Annotated in this window: 18 protein-coding genes and 2 tRNA genes; 5 read left to right on the top strand and 15 right to left on the bottom strand. The window is 51.0% G+C overall.

From position 1 onward, the window contains the following. Positions 1-64: 64 nt before the first annotated feature. Positions 65-508 (bottom strand): hypothetical protein, encoded by a 444-nt coding sequence (locus tag G5137_RS12405; protein WP_421255471.1) that lies wholly within the window; start codon positions 506-508, stop codon positions 65-67. A gap of 53 nt (positions 509-561) precedes the next feature. On the opposite strand from G5137_RS12405, the gene G5137_RS12400 reads away from it, so the two are divergent. The 3 genes from G5137_RS12400 to G5137_RS12390 all read left to right on the top strand — a co-directional run bounded on the left by G5137_RS12400 (position 562) and on the right by G5137_RS12390 (position 2896). Next, a complete protein-coding gene (locus tag G5137_RS12400) occupies positions 562-1098 on the top strand; it encodes a hypothetical protein (RefSeq protein ID WP_421255470.1) in 537 nt (178 codons plus the stop codon). A gap of 219 nt (positions 1099-1317) precedes the next feature. Next, a complete protein-coding gene (gene umuD, locus G5137_RS12395) occupies positions 1318-1761 on the top strand; it encodes a translesion error-prone DNA polymerase V autoproteolytic subunit (RefSeq protein WP_421231539.1) in 444 nt (147 codons plus the stop codon). Beyond that, on the top strand, positions 1742-2896 hold the full coding sequence (locus tag G5137_RS12390) for a DUF4113 domain-containing protein (RefSeq protein WP_421255469.1): 1155 nt from the start codon (positions 1742-1744) through the stop codon (positions 2894-2896). The genes umuD and G5137_RS12390 overlap by 20 nt, the downstream gene beginning before the upstream one ends. A 206-nt stretch (positions 2897-3102) precedes the next feature. On the opposite strand, the gene G5137_RS12385 is transcribed toward G5137_RS12390, so the two are convergent. From G5137_RS12385 to G5137_RS12320, 14 genes are all read right to left on the bottom strand, one after another. Next, positions 3103-3178: transfer RNA gene (locus G5137_RS12385), tRNA-Asn, on the bottom strand. 2 nt (positions 3179-3180) lie between these two features. After that, positions 3181-3255 (bottom strand) — tRNA-Gly (locus G5137_RS12380). 396 nt (positions 3256-3651) lie between these two features. Beyond that, positions 3652-4014: a hypothetical protein gene (locus G5137_RS12375; protein ID WP_167558343.1), complete on the bottom strand. Its 363-nt coding sequence runs from the start codon at positions 4012-4014 to the stop codon at positions 3652-3654. Continuing rightward, positions 4011-5561, bottom strand: coding sequence for a hypothetical protein (locus G5137_RS12370; RefSeq protein ID WP_421255468.1), 1551 nt, complete (start codon positions 5559-5561; stop codon positions 4011-4013). The genes G5137_RS12375 and G5137_RS12370 overlap by 4 nt, the downstream gene beginning before the upstream one ends. Then, complete coding sequence (locus tag G5137_RS12365; protein WP_421255467.1) at positions 5561-6628, bottom strand: DNA polymerase; 1068 nt, start codon at positions 6626-6628, stop codon at positions 5561-5563. Before G5137_RS12365 ends, G5137_RS12370 begins: the two co-directional genes overlap by 1 nt. Further along, complete coding sequence (locus G5137_RS12360) at positions 6615-7259, bottom strand: hypothetical protein (protein ID WP_421255466.1); 645 nt, start codon at positions 7257-7259, stop codon at positions 6615-6617. The genes G5137_RS12365 and G5137_RS12360 overlap by 14 nt, the downstream gene beginning before the upstream one ends. A 574-nt stretch (positions 7260-7833) precedes the next feature. Then, a complete protein-coding gene (locus tag G5137_RS12355; protein ID WP_421255465.1) occupies positions 7834-8571 on the bottom strand; it encodes a hypothetical protein in 738 nt (245 codons plus the stop codon). Beyond that, entirely contained in the window at positions 8559-9203 is a 645-nt protein-coding gene (locus tag G5137_RS12350; protein WP_421255464.1) for a TM2 domain-containing protein, read from the bottom strand. Before G5137_RS12350 ends, G5137_RS12355 begins: the two co-directional genes overlap by 13 nt. Before the next feature lie 92 nt (positions 9204-9295). Beyond that, positions 9296-10177: a helix-turn-helix transcriptional regulator gene (locus G5137_RS12345; protein ID WP_421255463.1), complete on the bottom strand. Its 882-nt coding sequence runs from the start codon at positions 10175-10177 to the stop codon at positions 9296-9298. Between the two features lie 222 nt (positions 10178-10399). Next, a complete protein-coding gene (locus G5137_RS12340; RefSeq protein WP_421255462.1) occupies positions 10400-11632 on the bottom strand; it encodes a tyrosine-type recombinase/integrase in 1233 nt (410 codons plus the stop codon). Between the two features lie 306 nt (positions 11633-11938). Further along, entirely contained in the window at positions 11939-12385 is a 447-nt protein-coding gene (locus G5137_RS12335; protein WP_421255461.1) for a DUF2787 domain-containing protein, read from the bottom strand. 62 nt (positions 12386-12447) lie between these two features. Further along, entirely contained in the window at positions 12448-12945 is a 498-nt protein-coding gene (locus G5137_RS12330) for a hypothetical protein (protein ID WP_421255460.1), read from the bottom strand. A 21-nt stretch (positions 12946-12966) separates the two neighbouring features. Continuing rightward, the gene (locus G5137_RS12325; RefSeq protein WP_421255459.1) at positions 12967-13491 is read right to left on the bottom strand and encodes a hypothetical protein; all 525 of its coding nucleotides are present in this window, start codon (positions 13489-13491) and stop codon (positions 12967-12969) included. A gap of 12 nt (positions 13492-13503) precedes the next feature. Then, positions 13504-13722, bottom strand: a complete 219-nt coding sequence (locus G5137_RS12320) for a hypothetical protein (protein WP_245094601.1) — start codon at positions 13720-13722, stop codon at positions 13504-13506. 176 nt (positions 13723-13898) lie between these two features. Here G5137_RS12320 and G5137_RS12315 point away from each other — a divergent pair, with 176 nt between their 5' ends. Together G5137_RS12315 and G5137_RS12310 are read left to right on the top strand one after the other, a co-directional pair. Next, positions 13899-14699, top strand: a complete 801-nt coding sequence (locus tag G5137_RS12315; RefSeq protein ID WP_245094599.1) for an NYN domain-containing protein — start codon at positions 13899-13901, stop codon at positions 14697-14699. Positions 14700-14758: 59 nt separating this feature from the next. Then, a complete protein-coding gene (locus G5137_RS12310) occupies positions 14759-17584 on the top strand; it encodes an AAA family ATPase (RefSeq protein ID WP_421255458.1) in 2826 nt (941 codons plus the stop codon). The last annotated feature ends 59 nt before the right edge of the window (positions 17585-17643 follow it).

The following is a 17643-nucleotide window of genomic DNA, read 5'->3' as shown; positions in this document are numbered from 1 at the left end:
TCTTGTCATTGAACACCTCAGGTCATGGTGGCGACTGTACCACCTAAAATGGTGTCCGGGATGATTAGACCACTACAGGATGATCGTAAAGTCCCGCCAACTCCCCCTCTTCGGTGATCTGGCGACAGCTCTCTGCCTGTGGGTGATCGGGGGTCAGCATGCACTCTTTGCGATGCAGAATGGGGGGATTGTCCTGGCTGTCGTAGCGGGTAACGGTATGGCTTAGTTTGGCCAGGTCAACGGTCACGCTCTGCTTGAGGCTGGGGTAGGCCTCTTCGAAGAAGGTGGGGTAGCTGAGCAGGGACAGCCTAAAGTCCTGCTTTGCCAACTTCACCAGATCCCATTCACACTCCGGCAGTTTGAGCGCTTGTGCCACCGCACAGACAAAGCGGTAGAGCTGTGGGCTGGTTGTGGCCAGGGTCTCTTTGTGCAGATAGACCGCGTCGGGCAGCACTTTTTTGTATGGCAGGGCAGCGACCAGTTGCGTGAAGCGCTCGGGGGTCAGCATCAGCACATTCCTTTGAGTTGGGTGAGTGTCAGCCGCTTGGGCATTCGTCTTCCATGGTGAGTGGTGAGTTTGACCAAGGCGCGGTTTTGTTCGGGCCCATAGCTGATATGCAGTGGCCGGTCTGGGCCATAGAGATAGAGACGATCAAACGGGGTGTGCTGCGCCAACCAAAGGGCTACCTGATAGCTGTTCTTCCCTGGGTATATCAGATCAACCGCGGCCCCTTGCCGAGGACAGATAACGCTTCCTCGCTGATTGAGTTCACAGGCCGCATGTTGATCCAGTGTGGGGGCTATACCGGGCGAGGCGTTGGAAAGAATAGCTTTGCGCAGTGTTACCCCGCAAAACCCATAGGTCAGCAATGGGTGACCAAATTCTTCTACCAGAGGGTCGAGAATATACGTTGCCAGTTCACGGTAGGCCAGCCAGCTCTCGGCTTGTTCAGGCAAGTTTGGGCATTGGATGCGTTGCCAGGTTTCACCACAGTGAAACAGCATCTCGAAGGTGAAATGTTGGCTGCAGGATTCCTTTATATCTATGGAGATGCCCCCAAACAGCTATCACAAATGGAAATGAACATGCCACGTTAGGCTGGGAAACCACATTCTGCCTTTACGGTATTATCTGCGGGGTTCCTAGCCAGAAAGCAAAAATTAGCACGCGGTGAGCTTTTCCTGCCATGCCCTTTTGTTGGTGGAAGCATTGGAACTGTGAGTGTGCGTGTGATTCATGCATCTGTGGATGAGGACTTGCGCTGGTTCAAAGGTGGTGCGCTATAATGTCTGTATATAAATACAGGCGTTGTTGCCATGAAGCTGTTAACCCCAGACCCATCACCCGCCGATGTGACCATCCCGCTGTTCTTGCACCGCGCCTCTTGCGGCTTTCCCAGCCCAGCCAGCGACTATCTGGAAGGGAAGTTGGACCTCAACACCCACTGCGTGCCGCACCCTGCAGCCACCTTCTATCTGCGTGCCGAGGGGGAGAGCATGACCGGGGTCGGCATCTTTCCCGGTGACTTGCTGGTGGTCGATAAGAGCCTCACCCCGCGCCATGGTGATGTGGTGATTGCACTACTCGATGGCGGCTTCACGGTAAAGACCTTGCAGCTCAAGCCGAGGTTGCGGCTGTTGCCAGCCAATCCGGCGTTCGCGCCTATCGACCCTTGTATGAGCCTCTCCCTGGAGTTGTTCGGAGTGGTCACCCATGTGATTGGCAATCTGAGGCAGCGTGATGGCTATAGCGCTCGTTGATGTAAATAACTTCTACGCCAGCTGTGAGCGGCTGTTTCGCCCTGAGCTGCGTGGCCGCCCGATCGTGGTGCTCTCCAACAACGATGGATGCGTGGTGTCGCGCAGCCCCGAAGCCAAGGCGATGGGTATCAAGATGGCCGGTCCCTACTTCAAGATCCGCGAGCAGTTCGAAGCGCATGGTGGTGTGGTGTTCAGCTCCAACTACGCGCTCTATGGCGATATGTCTGGCCGAGTGATGAGCACGTTGGAGACCATGGCCCCCGAGCTGGAGGTCTACTCCATTGATGAAGCATTCCTGTCACTGTCGGAGTCGTTTGCCGGGGACCTGACAGCCTATGGGCAACAGATCCGGCAGCGAGTGTGGCAGTGGACCGGCCTCACGGTAGGGGTCGGGATTGGCCCCACCAAGACCCTCGCCAAGCTGGCCAACTATGCAGCCAAGAAGTGGCCTGCCACTGGCGGCGTCGTGGACTTGCGTGACGAGCTGCGCCGTGCCCGGCTGATGGCTATCACCCCGGTGGACGAGGTGTGGGGCATAGGACGGCGCTTGGGAACCAAGTTGGTGGCACAAGGCATCAACACCGTGGCTGACCTGGTGGCTAGCGACGCCAAAGGGCTACGCGCCCAATACGGCGTGGTGGTCGCGCGGATCGTACAGGAACTGCGTGGCCTGCCTTGCGCAGAGCTGACCGTTGAACCGGCGGCGAAGCTGCAGATCCTCTCGAGCCGTTCCTTTGGTGAGCGCGTGACTGACCGTGGAGAAATGGCCCAGGCGTTGTCAGGCTTTATGGCTCGCGCAGCCGAGAAGCTGCGGGCCGAGGGGATGTGTTGCCAGCGGGTGCACCTGTTCGTGCGAACCAGCCCCTTTGATGAACGAGCCCCTTACTACAGTGAGCAGGCGGGCGTCATGCTGAGTGAGTTCACCCCCAAGGGGCAACAACAGGCAGATCTCTTTGCCCCGTCCTTCGCTCAATCAGATGCGCTGATGGCAGTGATGGACCAGATCAAAGCCAAGGGATTGGGGCGCGTAGGCTTTGCCAGCCAAGGCACGGGGTCGCCTGAGTGGATGATGAGACAAGAGCACCTGAGCCCCTGTTACACCACACGCTGGGAGGACCTGCCGGTGGCGAGGTAACCAACTAAGGCACAAGGAGCCTGCTACTTGGCTGTAGTAGGACGTTTTGGAAGTTAGTCGAATTTGAGTTGAGAGAAAACAGGGAGAGTGGATCGTTCACTGCGAGGGGAATGCGGCAGAGCAAGCGGTGAGGGGGAGCTGGCTCAGCTTGAAACAATGGAGAGATGGATATGAAAAAGCCCAGCTCGAAAACTTGGCTTCAAATGTGGCTCCCTCGACAGGACTTGAACCTGTGACATACGGATTAACAGTCCGCCGTTCTACCGACTGAACTACGAGGGAATTGGCTCCTCCTAAGGACTTTAACCCGTTATCTACGGATTGGATGTTCGCCGTTCTACCGACTGAACAAAGGAGGAATTGCCTGTCTCGTTAAGACGGGACGGATAATAGTAATCTATCTAATAAAAGTCAATCAGAAAGACATGCAGAAGTAAGTTTTTACTTGTTTCGTCTAAAAATTGAGCTCAGCTTGCCATTTCTGCACCTTCCTACTGGACTTCATTCATTTATCAACGGATTGGGATAACCGCCGAGCCGTCGCGTCCGTCGAGATTTTGTAGCCATCTGTCATCCTGTCTGACCGGATATCGTCCGGAGAATTGTTGCTCCAAGAGATAGATATTGTTGGATGGATGAGTGATAGAGGACACGACAAAAACTGCTAGGTGATCCGGATAGGGACCTGAACTGGGATGTCGTGAATGCCATAAAGTAAAAAGGCCCCTGCCGTCAAGCAGGGGCAAGTGTTGTTACTACTTCCGCTTTGGTTTTGCCTCCCTACGCTCAAACTTCACTTCGGGGTAGCGTTCCTCTAGGAGCTCGTACAAGGCATTAAGCACCTGCACTCGCCCCTTGCACTTGAGGCTGTAAGTCCAAGCTTTCAGCCGCGCCTCCTCACAGGGGCCGAAATGGTTGATGAATAAGACTCTGAACAAGTCCCAGAGCACATCAGTGGGGTAGATGGTCTTGGTCTGCCTGAGTTTGTTCTTGGCGAACAGGCGGACCTCGATTTTCTCGGCCAGTATCACTGCGGGGTGCTTCTTGGGCTTAACATCTTGGGTCGTCTGCAGTTTGGCAAGAATATCTCGCAAACAGTCTGTCGGTTGCATACTCATCCGAGCAACTCCTCTACGTTGTCAAAGTCACTTGCATGGGTAGCATCGACGTGTGGGGACGAACTCGACGGGACTGCTGGGTGTTCCGTCGCCTCGACGCCATCGTCGCGACTTTGACTCGTTTTTGGCTCAAACCAGACATCGTAGTACCGATCAGTGGCACGTCCACGGATGACATGTACCCCGTTGCTGGCGAGAGCGTCATGAATCATTGGTAGCTTTCGAGACATCGCTGCCGCGTTGCGAGGCATATCTGAACCAAGACTAACAGATGTCTGGGCTTCCAAAGCGCTGAGCAACTCATGGGGAGTACCGTGCCAAGGATTGCTCCTGGAGTAGCGCTTCGCGAACGTGGTCAAAGCCACAAAGAGAGAGTCGTCCACAACACCAGCTACTTTCGCCTGTTCAACGTTGGTTTTGTACGCCTGCTGGAGAGCGCCCTGAGGTAACTTGAGCACTGCCTCCAGACCAGCCACCCAACATGAGAAATCTGCCATTCTGCTTTTGTAGCTGACCTTCACGGAGTCTGTCGCGGCTAGCACTCTAGCCGCGAGGATATGTAGGGTGTAGATAAGTGACGGCAACTCGGCTTCAAACTTAGCCCCTAGATCAGCTTCGGATTGTCTCTGCCTGTCTCCTATGGGGTGAAGGCTGATATTGACGCATCGGCTAACAAGATCACTTTCTGTTACGAATGTGTGAATGCCATTTAGCACAAGAGCGCACCGTAGCTCCAGGCTGAATTCCTGCCCGTCGGTGTAGAGTTTCCTGCCTGCAACGGAGCCGCCAGTCGAGACCAAACATAGATCATCGCTAAGCTCTCGCCGAACAAACCGGAGGTTATCGTAGATGAGGACATGGTTTAGTTGGGCCGAGATCGCGATATCCTTGATACTTTTAGGCATCGTTTGACTCGCAACTGAACTCGGGTCAACCAACTGTCTGATCAACTTACTGCACATGAATGTCTTGCCAGAACCAGCGGGAGCCCTGATTGTCAGAATGGGGTACGGCAACTGGGCCGCTTTCGGTGTTGCCACTGTGTACGTCAGCCATGCTAACAACAGTAATTTTTCCGCATCGGAACAGTTGAACCACCTTAAGAGAGCCTTAACGTCTACCTTCGGTTCAGGCTCTGGAGCGGATAGCATAGTACTGCTTTCCGTGAAGTAGATCCCGCTAGGTAAATCCGTGATGTTGGACACAGCACCATCTGTAACTTGTAGGAAACGATTTTCCCCGAGATGATAAATGTAGCCATTTGCATAGGGGGCAAAACGATAGTGAGATACCACATTTTCTCCCTCCTCATATGCAAGGGAGTCCAGCTCGTCGAGCACGTCTTTGAGTCGGCTTTCGCTTAGTCGCTCACCTCGCAACTTGGCAAAGCTACGCAGCTCTCGTTTGACCCTATCTGAGTGAAGTGGATAGCAGATTCCCCTATGGGTTTTTAAAGTGATAAATATTTGACCGGAGGCGCTCTTTTTGAGTTCAACACGGTCTTTGAACATCTCGGCGAATTTCACCGCATCAAAATTCTTAGACATCACATCATTTCCCCAGAAATCTGCCCGTCGTAAATCCCATCCACCTTCACATTCAGCTCAAAACCGTCCAGCACTAAGGCACTGGCTTGCTTGAGCAATGCGATCGCTTTCGCTACCTGCTGATCTTGCTCAGCAATAGGAACTCGAATAAGGAACGCATCATGGATGGTCAGGCGTAGGTCGATACCTGCATCTACTAAGCCGATAACTGCACGACGCATGATGTCTGCGCCAGCCGCTTGAACAGGCCAGTTGCGAACAGCAAGAGGGTTACTCAGTGGTGTAACACGGGCTGCCCAGTCCAGACAGCTGACATAGCCGTTACGGAAAGCCAGCTGAGAGCGGTGGTTCAGCTCTGCATCGACACGGTAGAATATTTCTTTTAATGCTCGCCAGTAACGCTGCGCTACTTCAAGGGGTATCTTGTGCTCTTTGGCATAGGCAGCAGCGGATTGACCGTAAGAGTACGGTAGGACTAGCTTTTTAAGTGAATCCCTATCCAAACCAGCGAGATGAGGGTGGCTACCAATATGAAGATATAGGTCGCCAGCTAGGTAAGCTGCCATGAGTTCTTGGTCATTCGCAAAACAGGCCGCTATAGCAGCTTCTTCTTGCCCGTAGTCCAGTAGTATGTATAAACATCCAGTGGTTGGATTGAGGATAGACGACCAGAACTTCTTTTTTAGGGAAGTCAGACTTGGTCCGTATGTCACATTTCTCCCTGTCGTCGTTGCGAATGGTTTCGAGGTATGCTGAAGGATGAATACGTCATCGGTGTTCATGTTGATAAAGTCCTTGGATCGCCCAAGGGCATCAAGAACAACATGACCCCCCTGAGCATTGTTGATTGGGGATAGGGTGGGGCGTATTTCTACGCCCTGTTGATGGATCTGACAATTGAATTTGGCGTATTTTGATTGGATTTCTGTAAAAATAGATGATGGGGGATATTTGGGAGGTAGTGAGAAGTTGGGGGAGGTATTGTAGAATGGATTTTTGCTAGTAACTGTATTTGAAAGTAGTATTTTGGCAAATGGAGTATGGTAATCTGAATTACATAATATCATTGATCGTGTCAAGATTAATGTCGATGTTTAACGCGTAATCATCTGCCAGATTCGGACTCATGGCATTGCAACCTTCGTCATGGTTGTTTTCATTACATTTACCATCCTCATTAATGGTTGTTGTTGGTTTCGTGAGCTTCTTGAATATTGGGTGCTCCCGGTTAGATACAATTGAACGAGAAAATACGAGATCTAGTACAGTTTCGTATTCTATGTCTGATATAGGCTCGATATCCGAAGCGTCTGTCCGTTCGGAAAAGTCGTAAGCATCAATAAGGCGAGTAACAGAATAAATTTTAGAGCCTGCCTCAATAAGTTCTCTTTTGGCAGAGCTGTAACCATCCTTTGATTGAAGATTCACCTGCATCATACCCACCGTACCGAGCTCTGAGCGGTACGGTACAAACGCATACGGTTTGATCAAATCGCCAAATTCTTTTGCCAGAGATTGATCAACAGCATATAAACGTCTCGTGAACTCTGATTTATCGTTAACTATAAGCACATGTAGGGTTCGAGCTGTGTCCAGCATGAAATTTACATCATTTGGCGGTAGTTTTATTAATTGGCTTTGGGTCCAAGAAATTTGGTCTACCAGACATGGCTTAAGCAAATCTAAAATAAGAGACATAGAAACTCCAATAAATAATTGATTTTCATGCTCTCTAACATTCCGAGAGATTACTTTTGCGAATTGTTAAAGAGCATATTCTTTACATATATTACCTGCCAAAATTAAATGGCGCAGGCAATATATAAACTATACTGATGATGCTAAGCGCTCAGCACCTCCAGCGAGATGAATGTTACCAAATTCAAAAGGATGTGCAAGCATAAATTCGCTATAAAAATGCCAGCGAACGATTAGTTAAATAATATTTAAAATACTTTCTGAGTTGCATCGATATAAATGTGGACGGTATTGTAGTTAGAAATACAAAACAATGGCCCAGAGGCTGTTGTTTTTATTTTTGGCTTCCATTGACGCTGTTTTTGCTTGGGTCGTTTGTTGCAAGGTTGTGTATTGTGATGGTGGAAAAATTGATGGAATGATGCTGGCGTAGGTCTCGTGAAGAAAATATGGGGGTAAGTCGTGACGGTGGTGACGAGGCGTCGAACTACCCTCGTCGAGACTTTTACTCTGTTGACTGGTAGTGAATGAAAAAAAGCGGGATTGCTCCCGCTTTCATGCTACCGACCTTGCTCTACTCGTACAAACTGACGCTGCAATCCTCTCTGGATGCCATACAGTCTCGGGCTGGGCTGCCATCTTGTTCAATCTGATAAATCCGATCCTTCTCTACTCGATATATAGCTGAGCTTGTCTTGAGGGGGATGGAGAACGGGCCTTTCCAATCCACAGAGCAGCTTGGCTCCTGGAAGTTGCCATTGTGGTCCATCAGGGATGCCCCACAGCTTTCGATCACCGTCAGGCCGCTCTGCTGGATCGTGATGAACTCCTGAGTACCGCTACCACCTGCAAAGTTAAAGCTGCGCTTGCCGATGAAGGGGAGGGGCTGTTTCCCACGTAGAGCTGTTTGGGGAGCAACTTCTTCTTTTGCTGCTTCGCACATCTTATCTAGCAGAGCATCGATCATGAGGTCAGATTGTGGCTGGCCGTTTATCTCCAATGCTTCCACGCTGAACTCTTCACCTTGAACCCACATCTGGAGCAAGCCACGGACAGGTCTATCTCCATATGTGAACGTGCCACTCACGTTGACCAGCTTGCGGCCATCAGTGGCTTTGCCTGCCGACCACTCGGGATCTTTGAAGAAGCTATCGGCCTGCTGCTCCAAGGTCACGCCTGGACAGCTTTCCAGTTCTCCCCTTTTCACGGTCAGTTCATCCCATTTACTGAGCAATCCGGCTTGAGCCGCTGGTGCCATCAGCAGTGAAACGCTGGCCGCCAGAACGAGCCTCTTTACCCTTACCATACCCATTGAAATGCCCTCACAGCCTGATAGTTGTAACGCTTGTCGAATTCTTCTTGGGACAGACAAAGCACCTTGATGAACTCGACCAGTGAGAGCAGAACCGGGATCCCAGTGGTGCAAGCGGCCAGATAGATCAGACCCCAGCCCCAGTTACCGGCATAGAACTTGTGCAGGCCGATTCCACCACCAAAGAAGACCAACAGGGCCATCAAGACCTTTCGCTTACCTCTATGGTGAACTGTGCCTCCCGCTGGTGCTGATTGAGTTGAAGCTGGAACCGGGGCTTGCTCACGGATAGGCCACGCGGCTACATCGATAGGTGAGGGGAGCACCTCCGCGATCGCTTTGGCCTTCTTCTTAGCGGTGCCCCATGTGTCGATCGCATCAACGAAGGAGCCTGTCAGCGATAGCTCAACACTCCCTTCTTCTGGTGAACTGAAATGGACTGTCACGCGCAATCCGAATGGATTGATACCGTACTTCCAGGATGCTTCCAGTGTCCCCTTGGCTCGGTCAGCAACCTTGATAGTGCCACCTTCTGCTTGCAGGTGAGCGGCTACGTGCTCGAAGACGACCTCATAGTCGGCATGACTACGTAGAACGAGGTCAGATAGCTTGGTTATCGTGGGAGAAACCATGTTTTTGCTCCTTGTTGGTTGAACTACAGATAGTGGTGATTTGCCCCGACAGGTGGTGTCGGGGGTTGAAAATTAGTGGCGTGAAAATTGGCTTACATCCGGCTGAGCAGGGTCTTGAGGTCACGTTTGACCAATGTTTGGAGCCCAGCTGGGCTGATCACCTCAAGGTGCGGCAGGTACGTTTTGATCACTGGCAGCAGCTGGGCACCATCGAAAACGCGGCTTGCCAGCAAGATGCTACCGTCCTCCAGCTCTCTGATAAGAGCCTGCTCGGGAAGGATGTTTCTGAGCTTGAATTCGTGGGCGATAGGCGAAGCTGCCTTGATCACGACTTCGTGAGTAGGGATGGCCTCTTGCTCGATGAGCTTTTGCAGCAAGCTCTGCTGTGACTCGCTGATCGTTGCTGGCGTTTCTATCTGCTGGAGGTTGGCGATACTCGACAAGGGTTCGATAAATGGCGTATCCGCCGTTACCCCTGCCAAGTACCAGCGGCCCCTCTTATTGACCAAGCGGTATGGCTCAATCTCTTGCTCTGCTTGCTCACCGACCCATGACAGCCTGACTTTGAGCTGTTGGCTGATTGCCTTGGCAAGTGGCTTTAGCCATTGGTGATGGCTGTCGTCTTCATCGAGTTGAAAGCCGGAAAGGACGAATACAGGTGTTGATGCAGGGTTGAGCCAGTGTTTGATCAGGGTATCGTGATCATCCGGGAACAACGCTTTGGCACCTAGTTGCTCACACAGTCTCAAAATGGCGGGAGTGGTGGTTCTCCCCAGATAGCTGGGGTCAAGCCAATAGGTTTGTCCGTCACGTTCCAGCGGTAGATAAGCCAGTCTGACGTTCAGGTCTCGCTGGATCGTGCGAGCCGAGACATTGAACTCGTGGGCCAACTCAGAGATCACCAACCGCTGCCCGTTGTTGAGCTTGGTCAGGATCACGCCGAGGCGTTGGGCTAGGGTGTCGTGTACTGCCATCCAGGGGAGCATCGTAGTCAAAGGTATCCAAGTGTCACGGAGGTGCCCGACAGGGCGTGTCGACTTGGATCTTCACGACAGGTGAGTGTTTGGGTAAGCAGAGTTGGTATAGCAGTGTGGACTTTGGTATCTGGAAATGCGGAAAAGTTGATGGAATGCCGACGATCGCGTCGAGGCGTCGAGTTTGCCCGTCAGCTCGTCACGACCGTCGGCATTTTTCCCCTAAATTCCTCCGTTTTGGTTGAGTTGGGGTAGGGTTGAGTGAGCCGCGTTGCTGGGAATCAATGCCTGTTCCACACAGTTGGCCACTTGGGCACTGGTGTGCCGCAGCCTGCTGGCGTGCAGGTGGGCATATCGTTGGCTGGTCTGGCTGCTGGCATGGCCCAACTGAGCTTGCACGTCATACAAGGTTCCGCCACTGGAGACTATCAAGGCTGCGACTGAGTGGCGGCAGGTATGGATACAGACTGGCCCCTCAATCCTCGCCCGCTTGAGCATCCGGTTAAATGGTCTGGTAACGTTGTTCAGCGGCTGACCCTGTTTCTGTCCTGGAAACAGATAGGGGTTTCCTTCTATAGGGTGGGTCTCCTTGAGGATCTGCATGGCCATATGGTTGAGGTGGAGGATCCGGCTTTTCCCATTCTTGGTGTGGGGGATGAACAGGGTCAGCTGGGATTGATCGAGGTGTTCCCACTTAGCCAGCCTCAACTCGTCCTTACGCAACCCTGTCAGCAACAGCAGTTTGACGTACTGACCGGCATAACGGTTTTCATCGATATCCGCAGCCATAAACAGCCGTCTGATCTCCCCTTTGTCCAGATAGCGGGTACGTTGGTTGTTCTCGGTCAGGCTTTTGAGGTGCCTCATTGGGTGTTGCTCCAGATAACCCATCCGAACGCTCCAAGTCAGGATCGCTTTGAGCAAGGTGGTGATCCGGTTGTTGGTGGCTGGCTTTACCTTGCTCAGCAAGTTGGTTTGCAGGGCCTGGCCCTGTTCCAGTTTTATTTCCGAGAGTAACCGTGATCCCAAGGCTGGCTTTAGGTGGTCACGAAAGCGTTGTGCATCATCTCGCCATGATCGTTTGTGGTGCATGGCATAGGGGAAGTAATGCTGCTCAAAAAACTCGGTCAGGGTGAGTTCCTGCCGTTTATCTTCCTTCTGTTGCTTGGGGTCGATGCCTTGCGAAAGCAGCCGTTTATAATCTGTGGCGATCTCTCTGGCTGTGTTCAGGTCAACATCGGGAAAGCGGCCTATGGATATAGCCCGTTTACGTCCTTGCCAGAGATAACGCAGCAGGAATTTCTTGGAGCCTTCACCTTTGCCTACCAGACATTTAAAGCCTGGGATCTGGGTGTCACTGTATTCGGCTTCAGTTGATCTGGCATGGGGTGGGTTCGGTGGTAGCGCCTCAATGGCTTTTTGAGTGAAGCGAAATCGGGAGGGAGCATTTGCCATCGTCTGTCTCCTGTCATTTGATGGGTGGGGGTAGGGTTGGTCTGCCCAAGAAAAAACAGCACAGGGATGTCAATTCCTTGTGCTGCCGGGATGAGATTGGGGATTGGCTGAGCCTAATGTTGGTCTCAAGCCAGAGGTGGAACAGGGCTTGGCCTACTTCCGGTCGATATCTGGTCTTCTGTGCGGGAAAATTCGCCAAACGTAGAAATTTGCTGTCGGTGGCGACGAGCTGACGAATTGACCTAAACGGTTCCCGACGCTTCGTCGCCACCGACGCGACTTTTTGAGTTTCTTGCCTGAACGGGATCAGTCAGGTGTCACCGTCAGGGTGAATACATCCATCTGGGCATAGCAGCAAAAGTTAAGCTGCCAGAGCTCAAACCACTCATGCACCTCTGCCAGTGACATTTTCCCCATCAACGAGTGGGTGTACTCACCCATGCTGAAATCGAAGTCCAACTCTTTGGCCAACTCAGTGCACCAGCCTTGGCCCACATAGGCAAAGTCAGTGACATAGCGCAGATGCCAGCCGTCATCCCAGCGTTCAAGACGGATCTCGACAGGGTGATAGCCTCCAGTGGTTGCGCTGTAGTCTGGATCTCGATAGTTGAGGGTCAGGGCTGCTGGTGTTGTGCCATCCGGGATCTCATCAGGGAAATCCTCGAACGCTGAGCTGATGGCCTGCTCCAGTAGCGTTTTCAGGTCGTGACTTATCTTCACAGGCAAGCCCGTGATAACGAGGGTCGGTTTCATATCTCGGTTCTCGTTGAGATTGAGTAAAAGGGGTGGAGGAGAGTTAGGGAGGCTTGAACGGGTTACTGGGCTGCGTTGGTCTCTGCTGGGAGTTTGGCCTTGAGGCTATCAAACCACTCGGTATGCTTGCCTGTGATCAGATGGCCGAACCGTACTTCCGGTGCTGCCTTGGTCAACTCCAGATGGCGCAGTACAGCAGCTAGGAACCCTGCGTTATTGCTGCTGCCCTTGAAGTTCCAGATCACCTTGAACAGGCCTGAGGTAAATGCCTTGTCAGGTTGTTGTTCGTTTAGCAGATCGACGACTTGCGCCAGACCGAACCACTCCTTGGAACAGAGGCCACCACCACTGCTACCTGTCAGACGGATCAAAAGTTCAGCCTGTTCGGGTTCATGGCCAATCTCATAGCCCACGGTAGTTGTAGAGCCTGGCGAAAGGAGGGTGGCTACGCCACTGACCAAGACCTCCTTGGCTGGTGATGCTTGTATGCCATCAAACTTAGCTGTGGCATTAGTATTTACTTGCTGTTTGGCTGCTTGCTTATCGGTTTTGGTGTTCATGCTTAGCGTCCTTCGAGATCGTCAGATAGTGGATTTCAAGTAGATAGTGGTGCCCAAATCAGGCGAGGTTTGAGCTGGCTTGAGAGCAAAGGCCAGATGCTGGAATACAGGGAGTGGCGCAGACAAGGCATCAAACGGTGAGCCATAGCCAGAGAAGCGGTATGGCTCCCATGCTTCGACAGCGGGGAGAGGCAGCCAGAACACGGCATCTTCGGCACAGTCGATCAGCTTGATGGTTCCTGCAGCTAAGCGCCAGTAGTCAGCGTAGTAACCGTTGTCGTCATCCCGGACTGACTCGCCTGTGTGGGAAGCTATCGAGATCAATACCTCAGGCGCTTCACTGTGCAGGGACTTGGCCTTGAGCACGGTCGCCTCTTTGATCACGACCAGCAGCACAGGCTGATTTTCATCTGGCAGGAACTCAGGAACATACATTCCATATGTGATGACCTCCTGCATCAGCAAGCTCAGCGTTCGCCAGCTGTAGGCATACCCCTTGAGCGTTTCGTGGGATGCGTATTTCCCTTCTTGAATGAACTCATCCATGGCTGACCTCCCTCAGTCCGCTGGCCCAGTGATATAGCCGATGGTGCCGCCGATGATGGTGCCAGCGACGGTTCCTGGTATACCGCCTCTGGCACCGATACCGGCACCGGTGATAGCTCCTTTAACTGCGCCTTTGGTGCTGCCTTTGACCGTGAAGTCGAGCCCACCGTCTCTCATAGGCTTGATGCTGATCGCGGCTACTTGTTTGCTCAAAATGTGACGGATAAACATGTTCGTTCCTTTGGATTTTGGATATAAAAAGGCCCTGAGTGGGCAACTCAGGGCCTGATGTTCGGGATGAACATGATTTTAATATGTGTTTGATTTTATAGTTAAATCTGGTGCATTTAGTTGTGAATGTTTATATTGCAACCAGATTGCAGCGCCTAATAATTACAGGAGGTAAGATGGGGTCGCAGCGTTTGATTGCAAAAATTGAGTCCGAAGAGTCCACCCTACGTTTAGCAGTGCTCATTGATGCTGATAATGCACAAGCTGCTGTTATTGAAGGATTACTTGCCGAGATCGCTCGGTTTGGGGAAGCAACGGTCAAGCGGATCTACGGCGACTTTACCTCGCCAACGAGCGCTTCTTGGAAAAAGGTTCTTCAAAAACATGCCATAAAACCTGTTCAACAATTTGCATACACCACAGGGAAGAATGCGACGGACAGTACGCTAATCATTGATGCGATGGATTTGCTCTACACGCGTAAATTTGATGGTTTTTGCCTAGTTACTAGCGATAGTGATTTCACTGGTCTCGCAATGCGCCTACGTGAAGAAGGATTGACGGTACTGGGTTTCGGTGAACATAAGACCCCAGAAGCATTTCGTAGTGCCTGCCACAAGTTTTTGTTCACAGAGGTTCTGCGCCCAACAGCCACCATGACTCCAGCAACAGAATCACCCAAAGTTGGGGATGTGCAATCCCGTCTTGTGAGTGCACCTGCAGACGCAAAGATCATTGAGTTCCCAAAGCGATTCGTACTTGAAGCACTAGAACAATCGGGGGATGAAGCAGGGTGGGCACATTTAGGCACGTTTGGCAGCTACCTGACTAAATTGCAGCCTGACTTTGACTCTAGAATCTACGGTTACAAAAAACTCTCAGATTTAGTCAAAGCCAAGACGGAGTTGTTTGTCACCGAAGAACGAAATGCACCAGGATCTACTCAAAAAGTTCTCTATATTCGAGCGAAAAAATAGAAGTGGAAGCGTCTTCGATCTGAGCAGGCTCAAAACAAGTTACTACGTAGGGAATAGAGATGAGTCAGTATTTGTTGAGTTTTGCAAGGGAGAATCTGGTAGGGAAGTCAGATGCTTATCTCGCACTCCTGTGGTGTATATATAAGGCCAACCAAAGCAAAGGCCGGTATTCAGATCACATCATGTCATATCTAACCACAACTGCTGACCGGTTGCTTGGTACGGACTACCAACGTATAGCCACTCGTTTCAAGAAGGTTCTGGATTCACGGCCCGAATTGGACTGGGTTGCTCCTGCTGGGCTTAGCACGTTAGATTATTTGCAAGTTAAAAACTTCAGAGGCTTCGGGGAATTTGGGCCCGATGACGGGGGGGCTCTCTTGAGGTTTAGTAAGGTCAAGAATATCTTTTACGCCCCCAACGGCGGTGGCAAATCGTCTTTGTGTGAAGCATTGGAATTCGCCACTACAGGTCACATCAAAGAAGCTGATCGCCGAAAAACCAAGGTTAGACAATACATTGCTCGGGGGGCGGGGAAAACCCGTCTCACCTTGATGGGGACAGATAAAAAACCAGTGACCCGTAGCCTCACGTGGTCAAGCTGTTTCATCGATCGTAACCGCCTACAGGAATTTTCGTTACTGGGTTCTAAAGATACTGGTAGCGCAGAGAATGACGTCATCGCCGCTTTGTTTGGGCTTGAAGAGTTTCAGGAAGTCATGTCGCGGTTTGTGAGGCCAGAAAGCTTCAATCTGACGCCCTTTCTGCGATCCGAGCTAGCAGTTGAGATGGCTACACTAGAAAGCGATAAACTCGGGCTACTTGAAGAACGCAATCGCCTTGCAAACGAGGTCAAGACGCTGAACCTTCAAGTATGTGAGCGTCTGGGACTGCAAATAGATCAGCAAAATGCCGTTCGAGCTAGGTTCGTGCGCCTTGGTAAATTGGCCGACCTCAAAATCCGTAAAGCTGAACGACTGAAGTTAGCGGAGCTTCCCGTAATCGTTCCATTAAAGCGGATTCTCCACGCTGCTGGAGTCGCTCGTCGTCTACTCCAGAAAAAAGAGAAAATCGAAGCTGCACTCCTTCAAAATGTTAGTGCTATCAACTACCGTGTCATTTATGAGGCCCTCCAGGTTATAGAGAACATTGGAGATGATGGCATCTGTCCTGCCTGCTCTACGCCTTTACATAGCGTTGCTGAAAATCCATTTGAGAAAGCTCGGCGTGAGCTGCAAACCATGGGGGTGCTTGAGCGACTTAATATAGCTCAGAAACGTACCGATGAACGTATTTCACAGATGGCAGTGGGGATTGCAACTTGTTTTTCTGGAGTGGACACCAACACGAAAATAGGTGTGCCTTGTACCCTGCCAATTCGTGACCTCCAATCACTTATCGCAAATTTCTCTAATGCAACAGATAGAGCAGTGGTTGGGGCACAGGTTCTCCATTTTTTGGCCATTTTTGTTGCAGAAAACCTCGCAGGGATAGAGCTCTATATTTATGACTGCGAAAGAAAGCACGAGGAGGTCACTCGGGTTGACTGTCGGGTAAGACACTTGGAGGAGCAGGCATTAGCCCTGAAAGACGAAGTTGAGATGCTTAGAGGGTTGTTCGCTAAAAAGAAAGCTTCGCAGCAAGAGTTTAGCCGTGTTGGTAAGAGTATGGCTGATCTTGAACTTCGGCGAGCAACTCTCAAAGGTAACGGCGCTGACAATGTGCGGTTCAACTCACTCATCCATCAGATTCAGCTAGAATACGGCAATCTCCATCGCGATTTGCTTAACTACAAATTATCTTTGGAACAGGCCCGCATAGCAGGCATCGAGGCAAAGGCCGCCGAATATTATAAAGCAATCAATGAGCATGATGATGAACACGAAAGCATAGACACCCTCCGCTTCGAAAAGAACAACGAAAGCTACAGAATAAAAATATCAAATGCTGATGGGACATCTCTCGACGCTTTTTCGGTTCTGAGCGAAGGCCATCTACGAGCTCTAGGTCTTTCGTTATTGCTGGCGATGGCAGAGAAGAATAAATTTCCTGTGATTATTTTTGATGATGTAGTAAACGCTATAGATAGTGAGCACCGTTCAAATATTATTGATCTTTTCTTCACAGATCCATATCTCCGGCGTACGCAGATGGTTGTAACGACACATGATCGTCTTTTTTGGGAGCGGTTCTGCATAATCGCGGAGCGTCATCCACAGTCCGACCAGCATGGCAGCTACGTTCTCAGTTACACGAACAAAGGTATCGTCATGATAGACCATGCAGGGGGATTCCAAGAGAAGGTCCACCGTGCCCTTGGTGTATATGATATTAGGCAGGCTTTGATCTACTGCCGCATCTGGTTCGAGTCCATGGTGTTAGAGTATTGCGTGGATAACTGTGTGTCTATCACTGCTCAATTTGGGAGATCTCAGCTTAAGAAGAACAGCTACCTACAACTCAGTTTGGAACGTACTTTCTCGCTTGTGGAGGCCCAGATCTCCTATGACCTCACACACTTTCACTTGATTAAGAACGATCTCGTTAATTGGGGTGGACAAAACCAAGAACACCACGCATTTGATGAAGGTAGTCTGAATTTCGTTCACTCAAAAACCAGTAAGGAAGTCATCAAGATTTACGATGCGATCCGTCTACTTGAGTGCCAACTCTTTCCTGTAAGGAAACAAGAGTCTTGTGAGAATCTGCTTGGAGAACTGAACAAACAAATTAGTGTCTCTGTTAGTAAGTTAGAAAAGCTTGATAGGGCTCCGATAGAGGTGCAGCAGTCTCATGAAAGGAGATTGGCCGTGTTAAAAAAGCGTGCGGAGGAAGTTGCCCAAGAATTGGCATATGTGGAGATTTGCTTAGCCGCGAGTGTCTAGTTACCTATGACACTCAGTCGTGCCAACCAACGAGGGTAGTGCGAGTCTTGTCGGACGAT

It is taken from the genome of Aeromonas sp. 600282 (assembly GCF_049175755.1).
Classification (GTDB): domain Bacteria; phylum Pseudomonadota; class Gammaproteobacteria; order Enterobacterales; family Aeromonadaceae; genus Aeromonas; species Aeromonas veronii_A.
Note: the sequence above shows the minus strand (reverse complement) of the source record. Positions and strands in the feature narration are given on the sequence as shown.

Excerpts from the sequence above, each read along its gene's own strand:
- G5137_RS12405 (WP_421255471.1), bottom strand. The coding sequence starts at position 508 with ATGCTGACCCCCGAGCGCTTCACGCAACTGGTCGCTGCCCTGCCATAC.
- G5137_RS12400 (WP_421255470.1), top strand. The coding sequence starts at position 562 with ATGGTGAGTGGTGAGTTTGACCAAGGCGCGGTTTTGTTCGGGCCCATA.
- umuD (WP_421231539.1), top strand. The coding sequence starts at position 1,318 with ATGAAGCTGTTAACCCCAGACCCATCACCCGCCGATGTGACCATCCCG.
- G5137_RS12390 (WP_421255469.1), top strand. The coding sequence starts at position 1,742 with ATGGCTATAGCGCTCGTTGATGTAAATAACTTCTACGCCAGCTGTGAG.
- G5137_RS12375 (WP_167558343.1), bottom strand. The coding sequence starts at position 4,014 with ATGAGTATGCAACCGACAGACTGTTTGCGAGATATTCTTGCCAAACTG.
- G5137_RS12370 (WP_421255468.1), bottom strand. The coding sequence starts at position 5,561 with ATGTCTAAGAATTTTGATGCGGTGAAATTCGCCGAGATGTTCAAAGAC.
- G5137_RS12365 (WP_421255467.1), bottom strand. The coding sequence starts at position 6,628 with ATGATATTATGTAATTCAGATTACCATACTCCATTTGCCAAAATACTA.
- G5137_RS12360 (WP_421255466.1), bottom strand. The coding sequence starts at position 7,259 with ATGTCTCTTATTTTAGATTTGCTTAAGCCATGTCTGGTAGACCAAATT.
- G5137_RS12355 (WP_421255465.1), bottom strand. The coding sequence starts at position 8,571 with ATGGGTATGGTAAGGGTAAAGAGGCTCGTTCTGGCGGCCAGCGTTTCA.
- G5137_RS12350 (WP_421255464.1), bottom strand. The coding sequence starts at position 9,203 with ATGGTTTCTCCCACGATAACCAAGCTATCTGACCTCGTTCTACGTAGT.
- G5137_RS12345 (WP_421255463.1), bottom strand. The coding sequence starts at position 10,177 with ATGGCAGTACACGACACCCTAGCCCAACGCCTCGGCGTGATCCTGACC.
- G5137_RS12340 (WP_421255462.1), bottom strand. The coding sequence starts at position 11,632 with ATGGCAAATGCTCCCTCCCGATTTCGCTTCACTCAAAAAGCCATTGAG.
- G5137_RS12335 (WP_421255461.1), bottom strand. The coding sequence starts at position 12,385 with ATGAAACCGACCCTCGTTATCACGGGCTTGCCTGTGAAGATAAGTCAC.
- G5137_RS12330 (WP_421255460.1), bottom strand. The coding sequence starts at position 12,945 with ATGAACACCAAAACCGATAAGCAAGCAGCCAAACAGCAAGTAAATACT.
- G5137_RS12325 (WP_421255459.1), bottom strand. The coding sequence starts at position 13,491 with ATGGATGAGTTCATTCAAGAAGGGAAATACGCATCCCACGAAACGCTC.
- G5137_RS12320 (WP_245094601.1), bottom strand. The coding sequence starts at position 13,722 with ATGTTTATCCGTCACATTTTGAGCAAACAAGTAGCCGCGATCAGCATC.
- G5137_RS12315 (WP_245094599.1), top strand. The coding sequence starts at position 13,899 with ATGGGGTCGCAGCGTTTGATTGCAAAAATTGAGTCCGAAGAGTCCACC.
- G5137_RS12310 (WP_421255458.1), top strand. The coding sequence starts at position 14,759 with ATGAGTCAGTATTTGTTGAGTTTTGCAAGGGAGAATCTGGTAGGGAAG.